Source organism: Pontibacter deserti (assembly GCF_023630255.1).
Lineage (GTDB): Bacteria > Bacteroidota > Bacteroidia > Cytophagales > Hymenobacteraceae > Pontibacter > Pontibacter deserti.
Genome location: NZ_JALPRS010000001.1, coordinates 905,224 through 924,267, shown reverse-complemented (window position 1 = coordinate 924,267; position 19,044 = coordinate 905,224). Strand labels below are relative to the sequence as shown.

Sequence of the window (19,044 nt, the reverse complement as noted above, 5' to 3'; positions counted from 1 at the left end):
TAGTAGAAAACATGCCTAAATGGATACTAGCTGAAGAAGATGGAAAGCCAGTAGCAAAAAGAATGAGGTTACCGATTAGTTTTAATGGGTTGAAGTATAAATCCCTTTGCCCAACAATGCACCTAAGCCAAGCTCTGGCTACGCCTTGCTCACTTTATGTACAAGACGTTACAAACCAAAAAACTTGCACAAACCAATACATAATCAGAACTTCGTAGTTCTTATTTTAAATTAATGATTCAGGAAAGATTAAAAGGAACGGGCGTAGCGTTGGTAACGCCTTTTACAAAAGACCTGGCTGTTGACTATAACGGCCTTGCGAAGCTGCTGGACTTTGTGCTGGATGGCGGCGTAGATTATATTGTAATTAATGGTACAACTGCCGAGTCGGTTACTACTACCGCAGAGGAGAAAAAGCAGCTGCTGCAAACTATAAAACAACATGTAAACGGCCGTGTGCCGTTGGTTTATGGTTTAGGTGGCAACAATACACAGGAATTACTGAACAGCTTTGCAACTACCGACCTTAATGGCATTGATGCTATACTTTCGGTGAGCCCTTACTATAACAAGCCGTCACAACAGGGCATTTACCAGCATTATGTGGCTGTGGCCGATGCGTCGCCGGTGCCGGTTATACTGTACAACGTGCCGGGCCGCACAGGCAGCAATATAACCGCCGAAACAACTATAAAACTGGCTGCACACCCGAACATTATCGGTATTAAAGAAGCATCCGGTAACCTGGAGCAGTGCATGGCCATTGCCAAACACAAACCTGCTGACTTCATGCTGATCTCCGGCGACGACGTGCTGACCTTGCCTATGATCTCGATCGGTGCAGTTGGGGTAATTTCAGTGCTGGCAAATGCTTTCCCTGAGAAATTCAGTAACATGATCCGACTTGGCTTGAACTACGATTTTGCTCAGGCCTCTAAGCTGCTTTATGACTTTGTGGATATTAACCCGTTGATGTACGAAGAAGGTAACCCGGTTGGTGTTAAAGCCTTGTTAGAGCGTTTCGGAGTTTGCGAAGCTGCCGTACGTATGCCACTGGTAGAGGCATCAGCCGGCCTCCGCGACAGGCTGTATAAACTGATCTAAATAATAACCCAACTATAAAACAAAAAAGCCAGGCGATGAACCTGGCTTTTTTGTTTTATAGTTGGAGTTTCTCTTGTTAATAAGGTCAAGCTGCTAAATTAATGCCCATGGCCCGCATGCGCATCTTGCTGTCCTGCCGGCTGTGATTCTACAATTTGCTTGATGTTGTTCAGGCCACGTTCAAAATCAGCGCCTACCACATCATCAATTAAAAATATGCCCATATATTTTGAGACTGGGTTCATTCCTAGTTCTGATTCCATTGCCCAGGTAATGCGGGTACCTTTTGCTGTTTTATCGAACGAATAGGTGGTGTTGGCAGTACCATTCGGTCCGAAATTCATTTCAGCAACTATAAACTTATACGGCTCTGTTTTAGTGATTTTGAATTGACCGTCGCCTACATCCGGGTGTTTGCTGAACCAGTTGTAACTAGCTCCTGCGCCACCATCAGGGCCACTGTAAGTAAGTAGCATGTGCGGGTCTATTCCATGCCAAGGTGACCAACGCTCCCAGTTTCGTAAGGTATTTACCTGCTCAAAAGCAGCATCAGCGGGGGCAGCAACTTCAATAGATCGCTCTACCCGAAGCCTTGATGAAATAAACAGGGAAAATATTGCAAGCAATAACAGCAAGGCCAGAATACCTAAGCCAAGTCTTTTTAACAATTTCATAAGTATAAGGTGTTAAGGTGTATATCCAAATATACTTATACTTACTTAGCCGCGCAATTCATGTTAAAACATGGAAATAAAAAAGCCGCAGCAAATGCTACGGCCTTTTCTCAGATGGAAATTTAATACTAATGTACAGGCATCTGTACGTTAATGTTACATTTTTGGTGGTTAATACCTATTATAATCAGTGTAAGTGTCATCAGACGCTCTGTTTGTGCGGTCATAGCTGCCATAATGGTCGTTTCCGAAATCCCTGAATTCATCTGCATTTCCATAAGAAGCATCGTGCCGGTAGCCGTAGTTGCCGCGGCTATCAAAATTGCGGTACATATCCCCTTCTTCCGGGTTATCAAAGTTAGGGTTATAGCCTAATGAGTAGTTGTAACGACGACGCTGAAAGTATGGCCCTTCTTCCAGTGGCATCGGGCGCATGTTCATCAGGTCGTTTTCGGTACCATATGGTAAACCATAATCTTCGCCCCGAGGCATTCCCGAGTAATTAGCAATGTCATACATCTCGTTATAATGATCTTCGCTCATGCCCTGCTCGCCTCCTCTTCTGCCATACTCCTGGCTTTGTTGCATTCTGTATTGCTCGCCCGGCTCATGCGTTCTTCTTTGCTGCCTGTTCTGGTGGCTATAGCCATGTCCGTATTGGTCGCTGTTGTGCTCTCTGTTATAACGGCGCTCATAATTGCCGTAATGCATATCGCTGTCTTGTCTCATAGCTTTATAGTTAAGTAAGGCGGCACAAATTCAATAGTGCATTTGTGCCGCAGTTTATAGTTTAAAAACTCCGTTTATCGGTTACTTCTACCCCTGTTGCTTCCTCTGCCCCGGTTTTGATTCTGGCTTTGGTTCTGGCTTTCACTTCTCCAGCGGTCGAGGTTGCTGTAGTAACTGCCTTCGCCGTAGTGGGTGGCGCCTTCAGTATAATTACGTCCGGCAAAGCCGCCACTATAGTCGTTATCGTAGCGTGGGTCGAATTGCTCATATCTTCTGTAGGATTCATAATCTCCCATAGAAGCGTGGCCTAAATATTCATCTCTTGAACCACGGCTGCGGCTCACATCATGTCCAAAGCGTTCATCCGGCATACCATATCTTGTTCTTGGCTCATTCTGTCGGCGCAGGTCGCTGTAATCTGTATTTCTATACTTGGCACGAGAGTCGTAGTGGCGCTGCGAATTATGGTCATCGTCAGGTACATAGGTCATGCCGTACATGTTATCCTGCCTGCGGCGGCGTTGGCTGGTAAAATCTTCGCCCATGTATTGTGCTCCGCCTACCTGGTAGCGGCCTTCAGGGTAAGTATAGCGTTGGTCAGAGTTGGTATTAAAGGAGGTCTTGTCCATAAAGTCCTGATCATACTCGCCTCTGCCTACATTAAAATGTGAATCAACTGTATAGTTTCCCCGGTCAGAGTTTTCGCCACTATGGTGGCCATGCAGCCAGCGTGGTTCTACATCTCTTCCGGTATCTCGCTGGTCGTTTTCTCGTCTGTTTCTCATAGCTATTGGTTTAATTGTTCGCTAAGTTTTACGACAGGTAAGCACGTTTAGATTAGCAGCCCACACAACAACAGTTATATAAATACCTTAACCATAGGCGTTTTCCCGCGTTATAAATGATATCACTAACGATTTATAATGCTATGGAAGGAAACGATTGGTATAACAGAACAGGATACACAGATTACAGAAACCACTTTCGCGGCGACGACCGCCCGATAGACCAGAGTGTGTTCAGAGGATCTTATCGATTCGATAATGATAGTCCTCATCATAACGAAACAACATACAACAGATATGAGCGACGTGATGAGCCGCGCAACTATGACCGTAACGCAGGATACTATAGTTCGGACCGTGGAAGCTACTACAACGAAAGCAGAAATCAGGGCAGAGAGCAACAGCACCGCGCTACTGACCGCAACCAGAGAAACTATAGCCGGGGCTACTGGCAGGATGAAGAAACACATCAGCCAGAAAGCATGTACCGCTCCACTCATATAAGCGGCAACTTTGAAGACAATTATTATAGCGACCCATACTATGCTAACCGTGGCGAAAACTATGGAAATATGGCTGGCTCGCTAAGTGTGGGGTATGACGGTGACCGTAATGCAGACTGGGAAGAACACAGACATTATAACCCGCTAACAGGCCACCGAAGAAGTTATCACGGCAACTATACCAGCCGTCACCCGGAGTCAAATAACCCGAACCTGGGCCGAAGCTTCGACAGGAACAGCCCAAATGACTATGAGCGCTATTAACTAAAAGGCAATTTTGCCCTAACTTAAATTTTAGAAAGATGAATAAGAACGATAGAAATAACGATAAACTGAAAAACGAAGACCTGAACAAAACGGTTAATAAAGGGAACAAAGTACCTAATATACATCCGACAGGTCAGCAGCAGGACGTAAACAACGACCAGTTAATGAAAGGCAGAGCAGGCGGGGCACCATCGCAGAAAAGCGGTAGCCGCGGCAGCGCCGACGTACAGGACGGCGGTACCGATATTGGCAGCAGCGCCGGAAGCCACTAAGTATAACTTAAGAAAAGGCCGGGTAATTGCCCGGCCTTTTTTATGCAATATTCCTGATGGCAGCACCTTATGAGCTCCACTGCATAAGTAAATTAAAACACTTCGTTATACTGGCTGTTTTCAGGTATATTTGATCATACATTTCAGACAAGAATAATCAGTAGTATAAATCTTTACAAACGCCGGATGCAGCCAGATCAGCATGTCGTGGTTATTGGAAACGGAATTGCAGGTATAACACTGGCACAACGGCTTCGTGCCCGTAGTGATTGCCGCATCACCATTGTGTCCTCTGAATCTGCTCTTCATATCTCACGTCCTGCCCTGATGTATGTATACATGGGCCATATGCGGCAGCAGGACATCACCCCATACCCCGACTGGTACTGGAAAGAGAAAAAGATTGAACTTGTGCACGACCTGGTACTTAGTATAGATTTTGACCAAAAGGCTCTGAAACTTCAGAATGGGGCTTTCCTGGCCTATGACCAGCTTGTATTGGCGACAGGCTCGTCAGCGGTATATTACAACTGGCCTGGCCAGCACCTGAAAGGCGTGCAGGCACTTATCAGTCTGCAAGACCTGGAACTGATGCAGCAGCAAACCATAGGTATTAAACAAGCTGTTATAGTTGGTGGCGGACTTATAGGTATAGAAATGGCTGAAATGCTGCAGAGTAAAGGCGTTGAGGTAACGATGCTTGTGCGCGAAAAACTATACTGGAGCACCAACCTGCCCGAACAGGAAGCTAAACTTGTAACACAGCATATTCTGAATTGTGGCATTGATTTATGCTTGCAGGATGAAGTAACAGAGATAGTAGGTGATGAAAAAGGTAATGTTCGCGCTGTAAAAACAAAGAGCGGAGTAGAGCTGCCTTGCCAGTTTACAGGTATAGCCACTGGCGTAAAACCAAACATTGCTTTTCTGAAGAACACAGCATTGGAGATAGATAAAGGCATTATGGTTAATCACTTTTTCGAAACAAGTATACCTGATGTATTTGCCATTGGCGATTGCGCCCAGTTTAAAGATCCGGCGCCAGGAGAGCCGGCATTGGAGCAACTCTGGTATACCGGCCGGCAGCATGGCGAAGCGCTTTCGGCTATACTTACCGGCACCCGGAATGCTTACCACCGTGGCCCCTGGTTTAATTCCGCTAAATTCCTGAATATCGAGTACCAGACCTATGGTTTTGTGCCCCGCCATTGGGATGATCTGATCTATAGTTCACTTTACTGGGAACATCCTGTTAAGACCAAAGCCATTCGCTTATTTTATGAGCGGGAAAGTGGCATACTGAAAGGTATAAATCTGTTAGGTATCCGCTTCAGACATGATCTTTGCCACCATTGGCTGCAAGAGAAGTATACCATACACCAGGTAATGGAACAGTTGCCGGCAGTAAATTTTGATACAGAATTTTTCCAGCGATACGAGCCTGAGCTACTGAAGCAGTATTACCAGCAGTACCCCGACAGACAAGAACCTGCCAGGCAGCATACCTGGTGGAAACTGCGCCACCGTTTATCTTTATTTTCTGAGAAGTCCGACAACAACTAACGTATGGTGACAACAGCTACAAACAAGCTATACTTGTACTTTAAATACTTAGGTTATACCTTGCTGGCCATCAGCGCACTATGTTTTTTAACAACTATAACTGGCGGCAACACTATCAATCCTGTTGTATGGGGAATGAGCGGAATCGGGCTGTTAATTTTAGGAGGATTGATTGCCATAGTTTGCTCACGGTTACCTAAACATGTAGCTCATCAGAACAATGGCCTTTGGCAGAAGGACTTAACTTCACGAGGCATTTCGGCATGGGCATTAGGTATACTTTTAACGGGCTTTTACATCCTGCTTTACTGGTTCCCCGAGACTTTACAAGGCCTTATAGTTGCTCTAGAACCTTTCAGTCAATGGCTGCGAAATAAGCCTTCTGATCAGTGGTTTCTGTATGGTACGTTCTACACATTGGCTGTGATGCTGATGGGTGTCTATGCACTGCTTAAATATCGGAATAACCGTTACCATCTTATCCGCACCTGCTCTGTTATTTTCTTTCAATTGGGGTTTGCATTTATATTGCCCGGGTTACTGCTAGCTTTTAATCAACCAGAATTTTATTTCAGCTATTTCTGGCCATTAAAGTATGATTATTTATTCCCGAGTACGGTTGGTTACCTGATAGATAATGGTCAGGCGCTGGGTGTATTCATGGTTTTCTGGGGAGCTGTACTTTCTTTTCTGGCAACACCGGTACTTACCTACTTTTACGGCAAACGATGGTACTGCTCCTGGGTATGCGGCTGCGGTGGCCTCGCCGAAACAGCCGGAGACCCTTATCGACACTTATCTGATAAAAGTAAAAAAGCCTGGCAATGGGAAGTAGCCATCATCTACCCTATTCTTGGCTTTGTAATTATCACAACCCTCCTGCTCTGGATCAATTCATGGTCTGGAGGGAGTTTGTTTGGCGATTTGTCCGGAGGTTTTTCCAGGAGCTACGGTTTCTTTATAGGCTCCATTTTTTCAGGGGTGGTAGGTGTTGGCTTTTATCCGATTATGGGGAACAGGGTGTGGTGCCGCTTTGGTTGCCCCATGGCTGCCTATTTAGGTATACTGCAAAAGCACTTCTCCCGCTTCCGTATTACGACCAACGGCGGGCAATGTATTTCGTGCGGCAATTGCTCTACTTACTGCGAAATGGGTATTGATGTGCGCTGGTATGCGCAGCAAGGCGAACCAATTATCCGGTCTTCGTGTGTGGGCTGTGGCATTTGCGCTCATGTTTGCCCAAGAGGAGTTTTAAAGCTAGAAAACGGACCAAGGGAAGGCAGATACCACGGTACAACCTTAATAGAGCGGGAGGCTGTAACTATACTTTCCTGACGCCTGTTAAATTTTTGGCTTTTAGAGGTTCTATACTCGGTATACAAATAAAAAACGACAGCTTTATGGGCTGTCGTTTATAATATCTTTTAAACTGACCTAGGTCGGTATAGTTGCTTTGTATTTATAAAATAAGATGCTGTTACTGTAGTTCTTCCTGTTCCATGTATTCCCACATGGCATCTTCGTTAGCACCCGTCTTTGCAGCGTAAATAAGCATAGTTGTATAAACGCCTATCAACAGGAAACTCAGAGGTATAGAAAATACGAAAGATACAACAAGCGTTTTTATCGGATCAGCCTTTGATTTCATTTTAGTAGAGGCATACCAGAAAAACAAAACGTTGAAAACACCTGAGAGCGCTACGAAATTTAGAAGATCTAACATTGGCTAAAAGTTTAGTTTACAGTGGATTAACCAAGAAGTATGCCAGTATAATTCCATCTATCGTGATTATAATTTATAGTTAAGCAAACTTCGTTTAAACAGCATTCCCACCAGAAATAATTAAAGATTATTCGGATGATCTACTGCAAATTAAATACCGGATATCAAAAACGCAAATATTAACATTAAAATAATTACAAACATTCAAAACAACCTATATTTGAAATACATTATACTTAAGTACTTACATTGCAGATTAAATAGTTAAAGTATACCAATACACGATAAAGTTATACTTATCGCCAGCTAACATAAATACAACGTATAGTTTTAGATAGTAAAAATTTTTAAAGGTTCAGGTAAATTAGATTAAAGGGGCAGATCTATGAAAAAGAAACTGGTTGTATTAACCGGAGCAGGTGTAAGTGCAGAAAGCGGAATTGCTACATTCCGGGATGCTGACGGGCTCTGGGAGGGGTACGATGTGATGGAAGTGGCTTCTCCGCAAGGCTGGCGTAAAAATCCGGAACTGGTACTGGAGTTTTATAACCAGCGGCGTAAAAATGCGCATGCTGTAAAACCTAATCCCGGCCATACCATACTGGCAGAACTCGAAAAGTACTTTGATGTACACATCATTACACAAAATGTAGACGACCTGCACGAACGAGCCGGCTCTACCAATGTGCTGCACCTGCACGGAAAACTGTTCGAGAGCAGAAGTACACTAGACGAAAAGTTAATATACCCCATTAAAGGCTGGCAACTGAACAAAGGTGATAAATGCGAGCGCGGTTCGCAACTGCGTCCGAATATAGTATGGTTCGGAGAGCCTGTACCGATGATGGAAAATGCGATAGAAGAAACGCTACAGGCCGATATATTTTTAGTGGTAGGTACTTCGCTGGTTGTATACCCGGCAGCCGGATTAGTAGATCTGGTTCCGGAGGATGTACCGGTTATAGTTGTAGACCCTAAATTACCTGCCGTGCGCAAACGCCCCAACCTGCACCTGATAGAAGACAAAGCAAGTACCGGGATGGTTAAAGTAAGAGAGTTACTGTTAGAGAAATACCTGTAATTATACGTGCCCCCACTCCTGCTGCTGCCGGTACCAAAGCTCACCTTGTTCTATTTGCAGCGGCGAAGCAATATTGTTATGGTATAGTTGCCCAGTACCAAGCCCCTGCGGCATAGTGATAGCATAATTCGCAGTCAACTGGCTGATGGCATTTAACCCTATATTTGATTCCAAGGCAGAGGTCATCCACCAGCCTATACTTCGCTTTTCTGCCAGATCTATCCAGTCTGAGCTTGCTTGTAAGCCACCTACCAAAGTTGGCTTAAGTATAATGTACTGTGGTTTTATAGCATCAAGTAGCTCTTCCTGTTTATCCGGCGTCTGTACCCCGATCAGTTCCTCATCAAGGGCTATTGGAACTGGAGTATAAGCACATAATTCAGCCATTGCCTTCCATTGCCCCTGCTTTATAGGTTGCTCTATACTATGGACATTATACCTCGCTAGTCTGTCCAGTTTTTTAAAGGCATCTTCAGGAGAAAAAGCACCATTGGCATCAACGCGTATGGTCAGTTCGTTCTCCGGTGCCGCTTCGCGTATATGTTGCAGTATCTCCAGTTCAGTTGTAAAATCAAGCCCGCCTATTTTAAGCTTTAAGCAAGTATAGCCCTGGGCTAATTTTTGAGCTATCTGCTGCTGCATAAAGTCTTTATCACCCATCCACACCAACCCGTTAATGGGTATACCGGCTTCACCGCTACTAAACATGTTATTATACAGTACCCGCTTTCCACCATTTTTAAGGTCCAGCAAGGCAGTTTCCAGTGCAAAGCGAACTGCAGGCCACTCCTGCAAATCCGGTTGTTCTGATACCTCGGTAAGTGTAATTGATTCAGTTTTTAAACCATTTATGAGTTGGCATACTTCTTCCAGTTTCTGAACTAAATCCGGCCTGTAATCTATACTTAGGCCTGCCAGCGGTGCACACTCGCCTACCCCAACTATACTTTGTTCAGCTGTGTTAAGGAGTTTGATAAAATAGACCTGATGCTGAGAGATCGCGCCCCTGGAGGTACGGGCATCAAATTTAAAATGAAGCGTATACGGTATAAAGGAGCACTGTAGAGCCATTTGTGTAGTAGTGAGTGTAACTGCAAATTAAATCAAACCTGACTGAATCACCGTATGTAGCGGCATAAGATTAAACATTAGAGCACTGCTACCGGTTTTTCTTCTGTTGTACCTACGTATCAACTAACACGTACTCTTCAATCCCAGCACTATGAAAGCTATCAGCACGAGCTTAACAGATCTGTTAACCCGGTTTCAAAGAATCAGGAATCAGACAGAGAATATCTGTAAACCCCTGGAACCTGAAGATACAGTGGTGCAGCCAATGGTGGACGTGAGTCCACCCAAATGGCATATGGCACATACTACGTGGTTCTTCGAAGAGTTTGTGTTAAAACCTTATTTACCGAAGTATAAAGTATTCCATTCAAACTATAGCTACCTCTTTAACTCATACTATAACAGCGTGGGCAACCGGGTACAACGCGCCGAACGCAGCACATTAACCCGCCCGCCACTCCGCGACATTTATCAGTACCGCAGTCATGTAAACGAGCACCTGACAAAGCTTCTGGAGAATCCTGATGAGCGCACCCTGAAAGAGATGCTGCCTGTGCTGGAACTTGGCCTGCAGCACGAACAACAACACCAGGAACTGCTGCTCACCGACATTAAATATATTCTCAGTACCAATCCATTATTACCTGCTTATACTTCCGCACATGAACTTGAAAAGGCTGAATATGTACCTGCTACTTACCTGGATGTGCCTGGCGGAATTTACAGAATTGGTTACCAGGGAAATGACTTCTGTTTTGATAATGAACTGGGGGTGCATGAAGTTTTGATACAGGATTTTCAGGTAATGAACCGGCTGGTTACGAATGGTGAGTACCTGAACTTTATGGAAGATGGCGGTTATGTTGATTTCAGGTTTTGGTTAGATGAAGGCTTTAGCTTATCTAAAACATCAAACTGGGAATCACCGCTTTACTGGGTAAACAAAAACGGCAGATGGCTCCGTTACTCCTTACATGGTTTACAGGAACTTGACCTGAACGCACCGGTTAGTCATATCAGTTTTTATGAAGCCAATGCTTATGCCAACTGGGCCGGTAAGCGCTTGTTAACCGAGTATGAATGGGAAGCTGCAACACAGGCTTACCCACCGCATCAGGGCAATTTTTCAGATAACGGTTTACTGGAGCCAACTGCTGCCAGTCCTAACCAAAACGGAATGCAGCAACTATACGGTGATGCATGGGAATGGACCTATAGCGCGTATCATCCCTATCCCGGTTTTTCTACTGCCCCGGGAGCACTGGGCGAGTATAATGGCAAGTTTATGATCAACCAGATGGTATTACGCGGCGGCTCCTGCGCTACACCTTCAGACCACATCCGAACCACCTATCGCAACTTTTTTCATCCGGATAAGCGCTGGCAATTCACTGGCATCAGGCTGGCTAACAAATAAAACCACATGACAACTTACTACAGCACCACCACACAGATAACCGACCTGAGCAAATCAGAAACGGGTAAAAGCGCTACCGCCAGGTTTGCACAGGATGTAAAAGAAGGACTAAGCCAACAGCAGAAACAATTATCGTCCAGGTACTTCTACGATGGAGAAGGCAGCCGCCTGTTTCAGAAAATAATGCATTTGCCGGAGTATTACCTTACTCGCAGCGAGCACAATGTATTTACTACACACCAGCAGACTATATCCTCACAATTAGCAGCAAAGGGTAATTTCCATTTGATAGACCTTGGTGCCGGTGATGCCACTAAAACTAAAATCATACTTCGTCAACTGCTCCTGCAGCAGTCTGATTTCGATTATGTGCCGGTTGATATATCCGGTGATGCCATGGTGGAGCTTTGTGAAAACTTACACGACGAACTACCTGAATTGCAGACACATGCTGTGGTGGGTGATTATTTTGATGCCCTGGATTGGCTGGATGCAAACAAACCGAGCCGTAAAGTGCTGTTGTTCCTTGGGTCTAATATCGGCAACTTCAATCCCGATGAGCGAATGGCATTCCTGAAGAAGGTGCGCTCACATATGCAACCCGGAGATATGTTACTGATAGGTATGGACCTGTGTAAAGAACCTGAAACTATTCTTCGGGCTTACGATGATGCAGCAGGCGTAACTGCCGATTTTAACCTGAACCTGCTACACCGCATTAACCGCGAACTGGGGGGCAACTTTGATGTGGGTCAGTTCAAACATTTTGCGCTCTACGATCCACAGGAGGGCGTCATGAAAAGCTTTCTCATCAGCCAGCAGGATCAGGAAGTAAGTATAAAAGCGACCGGACAAAGCTTTTATTTCCATGCCTGGGAGGCTATCCATACTGAAAGCTCCTACAAATTTACTTTAAAACAAGCCGAAACAATGGGACAGGAACTTGGTTTTGAGTTGCAGCATATATTTCAGGACAAAAACCACTATTTTGCTGATGTTTTATACGTTGTAACTTAACATGACTGAACTGAACCTGGCATCCGGGGCAAGCTATTTCAGAAGCCCTGATGCTGCCATTACTGCTGCCACTGCCGCAATAAAATCCGGGCAAACTTATTATGGTCCTGCCGAAGGATCACCCGAATTACGCGAGGCCATTGCCAAACGCTACACTCAGGATGGCATAAACGTAAGCCCTGAACAGATTCTCGTTACTCCTGGCACAAAGCAGGCCCTTTTCAATTTATGTTCAGTGCTGCTGCACGACGAGGATGAAGTGGTGATACCTGTACCTGCCTGGTTTGGGTTTAACGAACTACTGAAATATAGCAAAGGCAAACTGGTAACGATACAGACAACACCTGAAACCAACTATAACTTGGATGTGGATGCCCTGCGCCAGGTACTAACAGATAAAAGCCGCTTGCTCCTGCTCACTAACCCAGCTAACCCTACCGGCCGTATCTACAGTAAACAGGAACTTGAAGCTATACTTGCGTTGCTGCACGACTATCCAAACCTATACCTGATCAGTGATGAGATTTATGACCTTGATACTTACAGCAAGCCTTTTACTTCTGCCCTTTCCTGCGCGGGCCCGCAGGAAAGAGTAATTGTTGTTAATGGCTTTTCCAAGAACTTTGCCATGTCCGGGTGGCGCATTGGGTATATGGTAGCCCCTGCTGATGTCATCAGACAAAGTATAGATTTCCAGTCTAGTACCTTTTCCGGGGTAAGTATGTTTATACAGGAAGCAGCTCTGGCAACTATACAACACAGCAATGAGGCACTTGCACCTATGCTGGAAGTGCTGAAAGAACACCGCAAAATCATGCAGAAAGGGCTTGAAGCTATACCGCACGTATCGTTCTATATACCCGATGGCGCCTATTATTTCTTCCCGGACCTGAGGTATTATATTGGAAGTACATCACCGGATGGCACATCTATAAATTCAACTGAAGATTTATGTGATTACCTGCAACACAAACATAATCTTATAGTTGTGAATGGCGATAAGTTTGGTGGTATTGGACATGTACGGATGTCGTTTGCTGTGGAAAGGCATATTTTAGAGCTTGCGATGGTTCGTTTAAAAGAAGCATTGCTACAGGTAACATTCACTCAAAAAGTATAAATCCGGATTCAGGTATAGCTTACCGTAAAAAGCGCTAATTTTGCAGGCCTTTACGGAGCAGCTATGAATACGAATACCTACAAAGAACATTTTTCCAAGAACTTTTCGCTCGCTTACCCTGTGGTACTAAGCCAGTTAGGCCATATTCTGGTGAGCGTGTTCGATAGTTTAATGGTAGGCCAGATAGGAACAGTACCTCTGGCAGCTGCTTCACTGGGCAACAGTATCTTTATGATCACGATGGTGTTTGGCTTGGGCGTATCGTTCAGCATTACACCGCTTATAGCCGCCGCCGAAGGTCGTAAAAACTACACCCGTATCTCCTTGCTTTTACTTAATGGCCTGATATCTAATTTCATACTGGGTATTTTGCTATTTCTGGCTGGATATTTTGCTTCGCCATACATCACTTATCTGAATCAACCGCTCGAAGTAGTAAAACTGGCTATCCCTTACGTTAATGTACTTTTCTTTTCGATGATACCGCTGATGCTTTTCCAGGCTTTTAAGCAGTTTGCCGAAGGGTTGTCTTTCACTAAGCAATCAATGTACATCACAATAGTTGCTAACCTGCTCAATATTATACTTAACTACCTCCTGATCTGGGGCAAGCTGGGCTTCCCGGAAATGGGTATGATAGGTGCAGCCTGGGCAACTTTTATCTCCCGTGTGGTGATGGCTTTTATGATGGCCGGGTGGGTAATGTATGCCAGACGCTTCGAATTGTTCCGCCATTTCGTAAAACTGCGCCACCTGTCTTTCATCCACATGTACCGTATTTTCAAGCTGGGCCTACCAATTTCCGGGCAAATGATCTTTGAAATGGGTGCATTCAGTTTTTCAGCGATCATGATCGGCTGGCTGGGTACAAAGCAGCTGGCAGCACACCAGATTGCTATAAACGTGGCTTCGGTTACCTATATGATGGCCAGTGGCATTGCAGCGGCTGCAACTATACGGGTGGGCAACCAGAAAGGCCTGGGCAACTATAGCGGTATGCGCATGGCTGGTAACAGCAGCTTTGCCATGGGTGCCTTATTTATGCTAACCAGCGGACTACTCATGATAGCAGGGAATGAGTTGATACCTATGCTTTACATCGATGACCCGGAAGTAATACAGATTGCATCTACACTGTTAATAATTGCAGCATTGTTCCAGATTTCGGATGGTGTTCAGGTAGTAGGTCTTGGTGCATTACGTGGCCTGGAAGATGTTCGTATTCCGGGGGTTATCTCGCTTATTGCTTACTGGATAATTGGCTTACCGGTAGGCTATGTACTTGGGTTTAAGCTTGGGTTTGGAGTTAACGGAGTCTGGACAGGTTTATTAGTTGGTTTGTCTGTTGCTGCTTTATTGCTATTTTTACGATTCAAAAAACTTAGCACCCAGTTAGTTACAGTATAAAGTGCAATAACGGGGCACTATTAAGCAAGTGCTGCTGTTAAGCGGAAAATATAAATCTTTTAGCCAAGATGCTTTTTTTCACCCTACTCCTGTCGCTGGCAACCAGCTACTTTGCGCCAGCCCCTGCTGCAGCTGTGCCTGCATCAGCAGACAAAAATACAGTTGCAGAGCAGATCACATGGTCTGCCGACAGGCGCTTGTCCTGGAATGATTTTAAGGCTGCTCCGGATACGCTGAACCCACACCATGCAGTTACCGCCGCCAACCTGGCCGTTGATGCAAAATGCGCTTCCAATAAATTCAGTTATACTGTAAAGTGCGTTTTTCTGGCAACTGAATCATGGTCAAAAAATAAGCAATCAGAGAAGCTGTTACAGCACGAGCAACTGCATTTCGACCTGACCGAAGTACATGCCCGAATGTTACGTAAAAAGCTGTTAACGCTGGGTAGTTCGTGCCCTGAAGCAAATGCGAAACTTACCGACACCGTAAATAAAGCCTTTGCCAACTGGAAGGCCGAGCAGGATAAATTTGATGAAGCCTCACGCCATGGCTTGGATGCCAAAGCCTCTGCCACCTGGGAGAGAAGTATAGATCAGCGCTTAAAGCAACTTGAAAAGTATAGGAGTTAGAGAGTCTGGGAGTTTAAGAACTGAAAGGAGCAACTATAGACCTTATATCTATAGTTGCTCCTTTCAGTTTATAGTTAAGCTAAGGAGATCTCACTAATACCCAAACTCTCTAACTCCTTAACTCTTTAACTACTAATGCTTCGGAGGTGCCAGATCCTGCGTGGCTGGGCCGTTAATTACTTTCCCAAATGGGTCGAAGCGAGAACCGTGGCAAGGACAATCCCAGGAGCTTTCTACGTTGTTCCAGCTAACCACACAGCCCATGTGCGGGCAAATAGCAGAACATTCGTGGCGCACCCCATCCTGATCGCAGTAAACAGCAGTTTTAGTAGTACCGTTACGTATGATTTTACCTGTGCCCGGCATTACCTGCAACGGATCATCAACTTCTCCACCAGTCAGGTATTCTTTGTACTGAGCCGCTACATTCAAGTTCTCTTTTAAAAACTCTCCGGTAGTTTTAAGGCTAACGCGTGCCGGATCGTAAATTGTAGCCCATTCATTCTTTCGCCCCATGATCAGGTCCGTGATCAGGATGCCGGCTATAGTTCCATGGGTCATACCATGCCCGGAGTCGCCGGTGGCTATGTACACGTTATCAGCATCTCCCGGATTTTTACCAATAAAAGCAAGGCAATCTACAGGCTCGTATACCTGCCCCGACCAACGGTAAACAACCTCCCCTGCCATCGGAAACTTCATACGCATCCAATGTTCCAGGTTCTGAAAACGCAATCCCGGGTGTTCTTCCTGGCCTGTTTTGTGGTCTTCGCCACCAACTATAAGCAGATCATCTGCGCCTTCTCCGGCATCTTTCTCGGCTTCCTGTATTCTTATGTAATGGTAAGGGTCCTGCATGTCCCAGTACAGCGCATCAGGCACAGAACCTTTCGGCACTCTAGCACCCACCACATACGTACGGTAAGGTGCCTGTTTGGTGTGCATGGTTACCATATCGTTAACAGGCGTATTGCTGGTCACTACCAGGTAGTTTGCTGATACAGCGTGACCGTCCTGGGTAACTACAGTGGTTAAAGCCCCGGTTCTGAACTCTACTGCTTTACTGGAAGTATAAATCCGTACATCTTTATCTAACAGCACACTCGCCAGGCTCGACAGATACTTCAGCACATGGAAACGCCCCTGGTTCGGGAAGTGCAGGCAAGGCAGGTTCGTAAGTGTATCCAGTGGGCAGGATTTACGCAGTACTACATCGCGCCACCCTATCTGATGCACGGCTTCCAGTTCTTTTGTCAGCTGCTCTTCTTCTTTCTGGTCGTTGGCAAACATATAGCCATCCAACCTTTTAAAGTCGCAGTCTATTTTTTCGTCTTTAATAATGGCTTCTATCTTGTCGATGGCGGCCATATGGCTTTGCACCGCAATCCGGGTACCATCTACCCCAAACAAACGGATCAGTTCCGGAAAGCCATCATCCAAGGCACTGGCAAGGTGTGCGGTGGTACGGCTGGTTTCGCCGCCACAAATAGTATCTTTTGCTTCGAGCAATACTACTTTGCGGCCTTCTTTTGCCAGAAGGTAGGCTGTAGTTAAACCGGCAATACCGGCACCAACTATACAAACATCGCAGGTAGTGTTTTCTTGCAGCGGATGAGTGGCAGGCATAGAAATGCCATCAATCCAAACAGATTTGCTTGCTCCGGATTCTTTTTTCATAGTTTTATATTGTGAGCGCGTGATCGATCGGTAGCCGAAACCACCTGGTTACTTACATTAGTAAGGTTGCATAGGATTACGAAGCACAAGGGCTTATGTTGCTTTAGCGGCTGTTGGGATACTCTTGCAGCTTACTTACAAGTATTACTCTGCCTTACGATACTTCCAGTTTAAAGAAAATGCTATATTTGAGTAAAGCAAACCACTAACTAATCTATACTTACCTGAACATGTACGCACCCGAAGAAGCAAAAGAAACTATAACGTGGCAGCAATTTGAGCAAACCGATATTCGGGTAGGAACGATCGTGGAAGTGAATGCTTTTCCGGAAGCACGCAAGCCAGCTTATAAGCTGACGGTTGACCTTGGCCCTTTAGGTATTAAAAGATCAAGTGCTCAAATAACAAAACACTATACTCCTGAAGAACTGGTTGGGCAACAGGTGCTTTGCGTTGTGAACCTTGATAAGAAACAGATTGGAAAGTATATATCAGAAGTGTTGGTAACAGGCTTTGAGGATGAAAACAGAGATATAGTGCTGGCGCAACCTGCCTCTAAAGTACCTAACGGCAGCAAACTTATATAAATAAAACCTATTACACACATAATGCAGATAAGCGTATGTTTTCGTTTATCCAGTAGTTAGCGGTAATTTTACATAACCCGTGAAATCAACAACCACTTAATTATAAACATATAAAGCTGACACTGATTTACATAAAAACAGACAGTATTGAATATTCTAAAACGTAAAAATGGGTAATCACGACTACATAATATCTGAAGTAAAATTTTTTCAAGAGCAAGATAGAGATGCTACTAAAGAATTTCTGTCAGGAACTGGAATAGATTTAGATAAACGGTGCGCATCAAAAATTCCGACATTCTTACAAATTGACGAAAACATTAAAAAGTTTGGACTAATACCAACACGAAATGGGAATGAAGTTGAAGTTGCAAATTCTAATAAAGATGTATTGTTTTCTCTAATTTTTGACAACGACACAACTGAAGAAACGCAAGTATTTATGTTTAAAATTGGACGAGGGAGCAATTACGAAATACTAATAGATTTCATAAAATTTTTAGGTACCTCTTTTGGTAAATTTTTAATTTATTCAGATAGCGGAATAATGACATTGATAACAAGTGAAAAATTAACGAAACAAATATTAAAAGAATTCACTGAATAAGAAACTACCGCTAACAAGGGTTTTGCAATAGTGGGGCGACACTGCAAAGTTCAACGGTAGTGCTTCGATTTAACTTTTGTGCAAAATTGAAGATTTGAGCTTCGATTGTCCCACCATCGCAAAGCCCCGAAACGTTAGCGTAAATATATAGCCTACCCGTTAAACCTAAATAATCATCTATATCAGTATTGCACTTACAGCTATTGTAAACAAATCAAGACAGTGGTAAACAAGAATCTGACACCGGAACAACAGGAAGAACTTCTCAGCTATTTAAAGATCCGTTTTGAGAAAAACATGAACCGACATAAAGGTCTTGATTGGTCTAAAGTACAGGCAAAGCTGGAAACTCATCCTGAAAAGCTGTGGTCGCTTTATGAGATGGAAAGAACTGACGGCGAACCGGATGTTGTCGGGTATGATGAAAAGGCAGGCGACTACATCTTTTGTGATTGTTCAAGGGAAAGCCCGAAAGGCCGCAGAAGTGTTTGTTACGACCGTGAAGCGCAGGAATCGAGAAAAGAACATAAACCTGAAAATAACGCGATGGATATGGCTGCAGCCATGGGCATTGAGCTCTTAACTGAAGAACAATACCGGGACCTGCAGAAACTCGGAATCTTTGATATGAAAACCTCGAGCTGGATACTAACACCGGCTGATATCCGAGGACTTGGCGGTGCCCTATTTGCTGATTTTCGCTATGGCCATGTATTTGTGTACCACAACGGGGCGCAATCCTACTATGCTGCCCGCGCGTTCCGGGGCTCACTAAGAGTCTGATTAATGCACAGACAGCTAACTATAA

General features: G+C 44.6%; 20 protein-coding genes. 14 read left to right on the top strand and 6 right to left on the bottom strand.

Going from position 1 to position 19,044, the window contains the following annotated elements; genetic code table 11:
* Positions 1-234: 234 nt before the first annotated feature.
* Positions 235-1,104 carry a 4-hydroxy-tetrahydrodipicolinate synthase gene (gene dapA, locus MJ612_RS03950; RefSeq protein ID WP_187029651.1) on the top strand — a complete coding sequence of 290 codons (870 nt, stop codon included), beginning with the start codon at positions 235-237 and terminating at the stop codon, positions 1,102-1,104.
* Between the two features lie 98 nt (positions 1,105-1,202).
* Here the strand turns inward: dapA and MJ612_RS03945 are convergent, their stop codons facing one another.
* From MJ612_RS03945 to MJ612_RS03935, 3 genes are all read right to left on the bottom strand, one after another.
* A complete protein-coding gene (locus MJ612_RS03945; protein WP_187029649.1) occupies positions 1,203-1,778 on the bottom strand; it encodes an SRPBCC family protein in 576 nt (191 codons plus the stop codon).
* 171 nt (positions 1,779-1,949) lie between these two features.
* Positions 1,950-2,507 carry a hypothetical protein gene (locus MJ612_RS03940; RefSeq protein WP_187029647.1) on the bottom strand — a complete coding sequence of 186 codons (558 nt, stop codon included), beginning with the start codon at positions 2,505-2,507 and terminating at the stop codon, positions 1,950-1,952.
* Between the two features lie 74 nt (positions 2,508-2,581).
* Positions 2,582-3,292: a hypothetical protein gene (locus MJ612_RS03935; RefSeq protein WP_187029645.1), complete on the bottom strand. Its 711-nt coding sequence runs from the start codon at positions 3,290-3,292 to the stop codon at positions 2,582-2,584.
* 143 nt (positions 3,293-3,435) lie between these two features.
* Between MJ612_RS03935 and MJ612_RS03930 the strand changes: the two genes are divergently transcribed.
* The 4 genes from MJ612_RS03930 (at position 3,436) to MJ612_RS03915 (ending at position 7,232) form a co-directional block, all read left to right on the top strand.
* Positions 3,436-4,059 (top strand): hypothetical protein, encoded by a 624-nt coding sequence (locus MJ612_RS03930; RefSeq protein WP_187029643.1) that lies wholly within the window; start codon positions 3,436-3,438, stop codon positions 4,057-4,059.
* A 38-nt stretch (positions 4,060-4,097) separates the two neighbouring features.
* A complete protein-coding gene (locus tag MJ612_RS03925; protein ID WP_187029641.1) occupies positions 4,098-4,334 on the top strand; it encodes a hypothetical protein in 237 nt (78 codons plus the stop codon).
* 186 nt (positions 4,335-4,520) lie between these two features.
* Positions 4,521-5,897, top strand: coding sequence for an NAD(P)/FAD-dependent oxidoreductase (locus MJ612_RS03920; RefSeq protein WP_187029639.1), 1,377 nt, complete (start codon positions 4,521-4,523; stop codon positions 5,895-5,897).
* A 3-nt stretch (positions 5,898-5,900) separates the two neighbouring features.
* Entirely contained in the window at positions 5,901-7,232 is a 1,332-nt protein-coding gene (locus MJ612_RS03915; RefSeq protein ID WP_222619598.1) for a 4Fe-4S binding protein, read from the top strand.
* Positions 7,233-7,374: 142 nt separating this feature from the next.
* Here MJ612_RS03915 and MJ612_RS03910 read toward each other — a convergent pair whose 3' ends face one another.
* A complete protein-coding gene (locus tag MJ612_RS03910) occupies positions 7,375-7,620 on the bottom strand; it encodes a hypothetical protein (RefSeq protein WP_187029637.1) in 246 nt (81 codons plus the stop codon).
* 385 nt (positions 7,621-8,005) lie between these two features.
* On the opposite strand from MJ612_RS03910, the gene MJ612_RS03905 reads away from it, so the two are divergent.
* Positions 8,006-8,701 (top strand): SIR2 family NAD-dependent protein deacylase, encoded by a 696-nt coding sequence (locus tag MJ612_RS03905; protein ID WP_187029635.1) that lies wholly within the window; start codon positions 8,006-8,008, stop codon positions 8,699-8,701.
* Here the strand turns inward: MJ612_RS03905 and MJ612_RS03900 are convergent, their stop codons facing one another.
* The gene (locus MJ612_RS03900; RefSeq protein WP_187029633.1) at positions 8,702-9,772 is read right to left on the bottom strand and encodes an o-succinylbenzoate synthase; all 1,071 of its coding nucleotides are present in this window, start codon (positions 9,770-9,772) and stop codon (positions 8,702-8,704) included.
* Between the two features lie 151 nt (positions 9,773-9,923).
* On the opposite strand from MJ612_RS03900, the gene egtB reads away from it, so the two are divergent.
* The 5 genes from egtB (at position 9,924) to MJ612_RS03875 (ending at position 15,365) form a co-directional block, all read left to right on the top strand.
* Entirely contained in the window at positions 9,924-11,189 is a 1,266-nt protein-coding gene (gene egtB / locus MJ612_RS03895) for an ergothioneine biosynthesis protein EgtB (RefSeq protein ID WP_187029631.1), read from the top strand.
* Positions 11,190-11,195: 6 nt separating this feature from the next.
* Complete coding sequence (egtD, locus tag MJ612_RS03890; protein WP_187029629.1) at positions 11,196-12,206, top strand: L-histidine N(alpha)-methyltransferase; 1,011 nt, start codon at positions 11,196-11,198, stop codon at positions 12,204-12,206.
* A gap of 1 nt (position 12,207) precedes the next feature.
* Positions 12,208-13,326: an aminotransferase class I/II-fold pyridoxal phosphate-dependent enzyme gene (locus tag MJ612_RS03885; RefSeq protein ID WP_187029627.1), complete on the top strand. Its 1,119-nt coding sequence runs from the start codon at positions 12,208-12,210 to the stop codon at positions 13,324-13,326.
* Between the two features lie 63 nt (positions 13,327-13,389).
* The gene (locus MJ612_RS03880) at positions 13,390-14,733 is read left to right on the top strand and encodes an MATE family efflux transporter (protein ID WP_187029625.1); all 1,344 of its coding nucleotides are present in this window, start codon (positions 13,390-13,392) and stop codon (positions 14,731-14,733) included.
* 68 nt (positions 14,734-14,801) lie between these two features.
* Complete coding sequence (locus tag MJ612_RS03875) at positions 14,802-15,365, top strand: DUF922 domain-containing protein (RefSeq protein ID WP_187029623.1); 564 nt, start codon at positions 14,802-14,804, stop codon at positions 15,363-15,365.
* A gap of 132 nt (positions 15,366-15,497) precedes the next feature.
* Here MJ612_RS03875 and MJ612_RS03870 read toward each other — a convergent pair whose 3' ends face one another.
* Positions 15,498-17,042: an FAD-dependent oxidoreductase gene (locus MJ612_RS03870; RefSeq protein ID WP_187029621.1), complete on the bottom strand. Its 1,545-nt coding sequence runs from the start codon at positions 17,040-17,042 to the stop codon at positions 15,498-15,500.
* 230 nt (positions 17,043-17,272) lie between these two features.
* On the opposite strand from MJ612_RS03870, the gene MJ612_RS03865 reads away from it, so the two are divergent.
* The 3 genes from MJ612_RS03865 (at position 17,273) to MJ612_RS03855 (ending at position 19,019) form a co-directional block, all read left to right on the top strand.
* The gene (locus MJ612_RS03865) at positions 17,273-17,629 is read left to right on the top strand and encodes a tRNA-binding protein (protein ID WP_187029619.1); all 357 of its coding nucleotides are present in this window, start codon (positions 17,273-17,275) and stop codon (positions 17,627-17,629) included.
* Positions 17,630-17,798: 169 nt separating this feature from the next.
* Positions 17,799-18,236 (top strand): hypothetical protein, encoded by a 438-nt coding sequence (locus MJ612_RS03860; RefSeq protein WP_187029617.1) that lies wholly within the window; start codon positions 17,799-17,801, stop codon positions 18,234-18,236.
* A gap of 213 nt (positions 18,237-18,449) precedes the next feature.
* Complete coding sequence (locus MJ612_RS03855) at positions 18,450-19,019, top strand: DUF4256 domain-containing protein (protein WP_187030739.1); 570 nt, start codon at positions 18,450-18,452, stop codon at positions 19,017-19,019.
* The last annotated feature ends 25 nt before the right edge of the window (positions 19,020-19,044 follow it).

Excerpts from the sequence above, each read along its gene's own strand:
- dapA (WP_187029651.1), top strand. The coding sequence starts at position 235 with ATGATTCAGGAAAGATTAAAAGGAACGGGCGTAGCGTTGGTAACGCCT.
- MJ612_RS03945 (WP_187029649.1), bottom strand. The coding sequence starts at position 1,778 with ATGAAATTGTTAAAAAGACTTGGCTTAGGTATTCTGGCCTTGCTGTTA.
- MJ612_RS03940 (WP_187029647.1), bottom strand. The coding sequence starts at position 2,507 with ATGAGACAAGACAGCGATATGCATTACGGCAATTATGAGCGCCGTTAT.
- MJ612_RS03935 (WP_187029645.1), bottom strand. The coding sequence starts at position 3,292 with ATGAGAAACAGACGAGAAAACGACCAGCGAGATACCGGAAGAGATGTA.
- MJ612_RS03930 (WP_187029643.1), top strand. The coding sequence starts at position 3,436 with ATGGAAGGAAACGATTGGTATAACAGAACAGGATACACAGATTACAGA.
- MJ612_RS03925 (WP_187029641.1), top strand. The coding sequence starts at position 4,098 with ATGAATAAGAACGATAGAAATAACGATAAACTGAAAAACGAAGACCTG.
- MJ612_RS03920 (WP_187029639.1), top strand. The coding sequence starts at position 4,521 with ATGCAGCCAGATCAGCATGTCGTGGTTATTGGAAACGGAATTGCAGGT.
- MJ612_RS03915 (WP_222619598.1), top strand. The coding sequence starts at position 5,901 with ATGGTGACAACAGCTACAAACAAGCTATACTTGTACTTTAAATACTTA.
- MJ612_RS03910 (WP_187029637.1), bottom strand. The coding sequence starts at position 7,620 with ATGTTAGATCTTCTAAATTTCGTAGCGCTCTCAGGTGTTTTCAACGTT.
- MJ612_RS03905 (WP_187029635.1), top strand. The coding sequence starts at position 8,006 with ATGAAAAAGAAACTGGTTGTATTAACCGGAGCAGGTGTAAGTGCAGAA.
- MJ612_RS03900 (WP_187029633.1), bottom strand. The coding sequence starts at position 9,772 with ATGGCTCTACAGTGCTCCTTTATACCGTATACGCTTCATTTTAAATTT.
- egtB (WP_187029631.1), top strand. The coding sequence starts at position 9,924 with ATGAAAGCTATCAGCACGAGCTTAACAGATCTGTTAACCCGGTTTCAA.
- egtD (WP_187029629.1), top strand. The coding sequence starts at position 11,196 with ATGACAACTTACTACAGCACCACCACACAGATAACCGACCTGAGCAAA.
- MJ612_RS03885 (WP_187029627.1), top strand. The coding sequence starts at position 12,208 with ATGACTGAACTGAACCTGGCATCCGGGGCAAGCTATTTCAGAAGCCCT.
- MJ612_RS03880 (WP_187029625.1), top strand. The coding sequence starts at position 13,390 with ATGAATACGAATACCTACAAAGAACATTTTTCCAAGAACTTTTCGCTC.
- MJ612_RS03875 (WP_187029623.1), top strand. The coding sequence starts at position 14,802 with ATGCTTTTTTTCACCCTACTCCTGTCGCTGGCAACCAGCTACTTTGCG.
- MJ612_RS03870 (WP_187029621.1), bottom strand. The coding sequence starts at position 17,042 with ATGAAAAAAGAATCCGGAGCAAGCAAATCTGTTTGGATTGATGGCATT.
- MJ612_RS03865 (WP_187029619.1), top strand. The coding sequence starts at position 17,273 with ATGTACGCACCCGAAGAAGCAAAAGAAACTATAACGTGGCAGCAATTT.
- MJ612_RS03860 (WP_187029617.1), top strand. The coding sequence starts at position 17,799 with ATGGGTAATCACGACTACATAATATCTGAAGTAAAATTTTTTCAAGAG.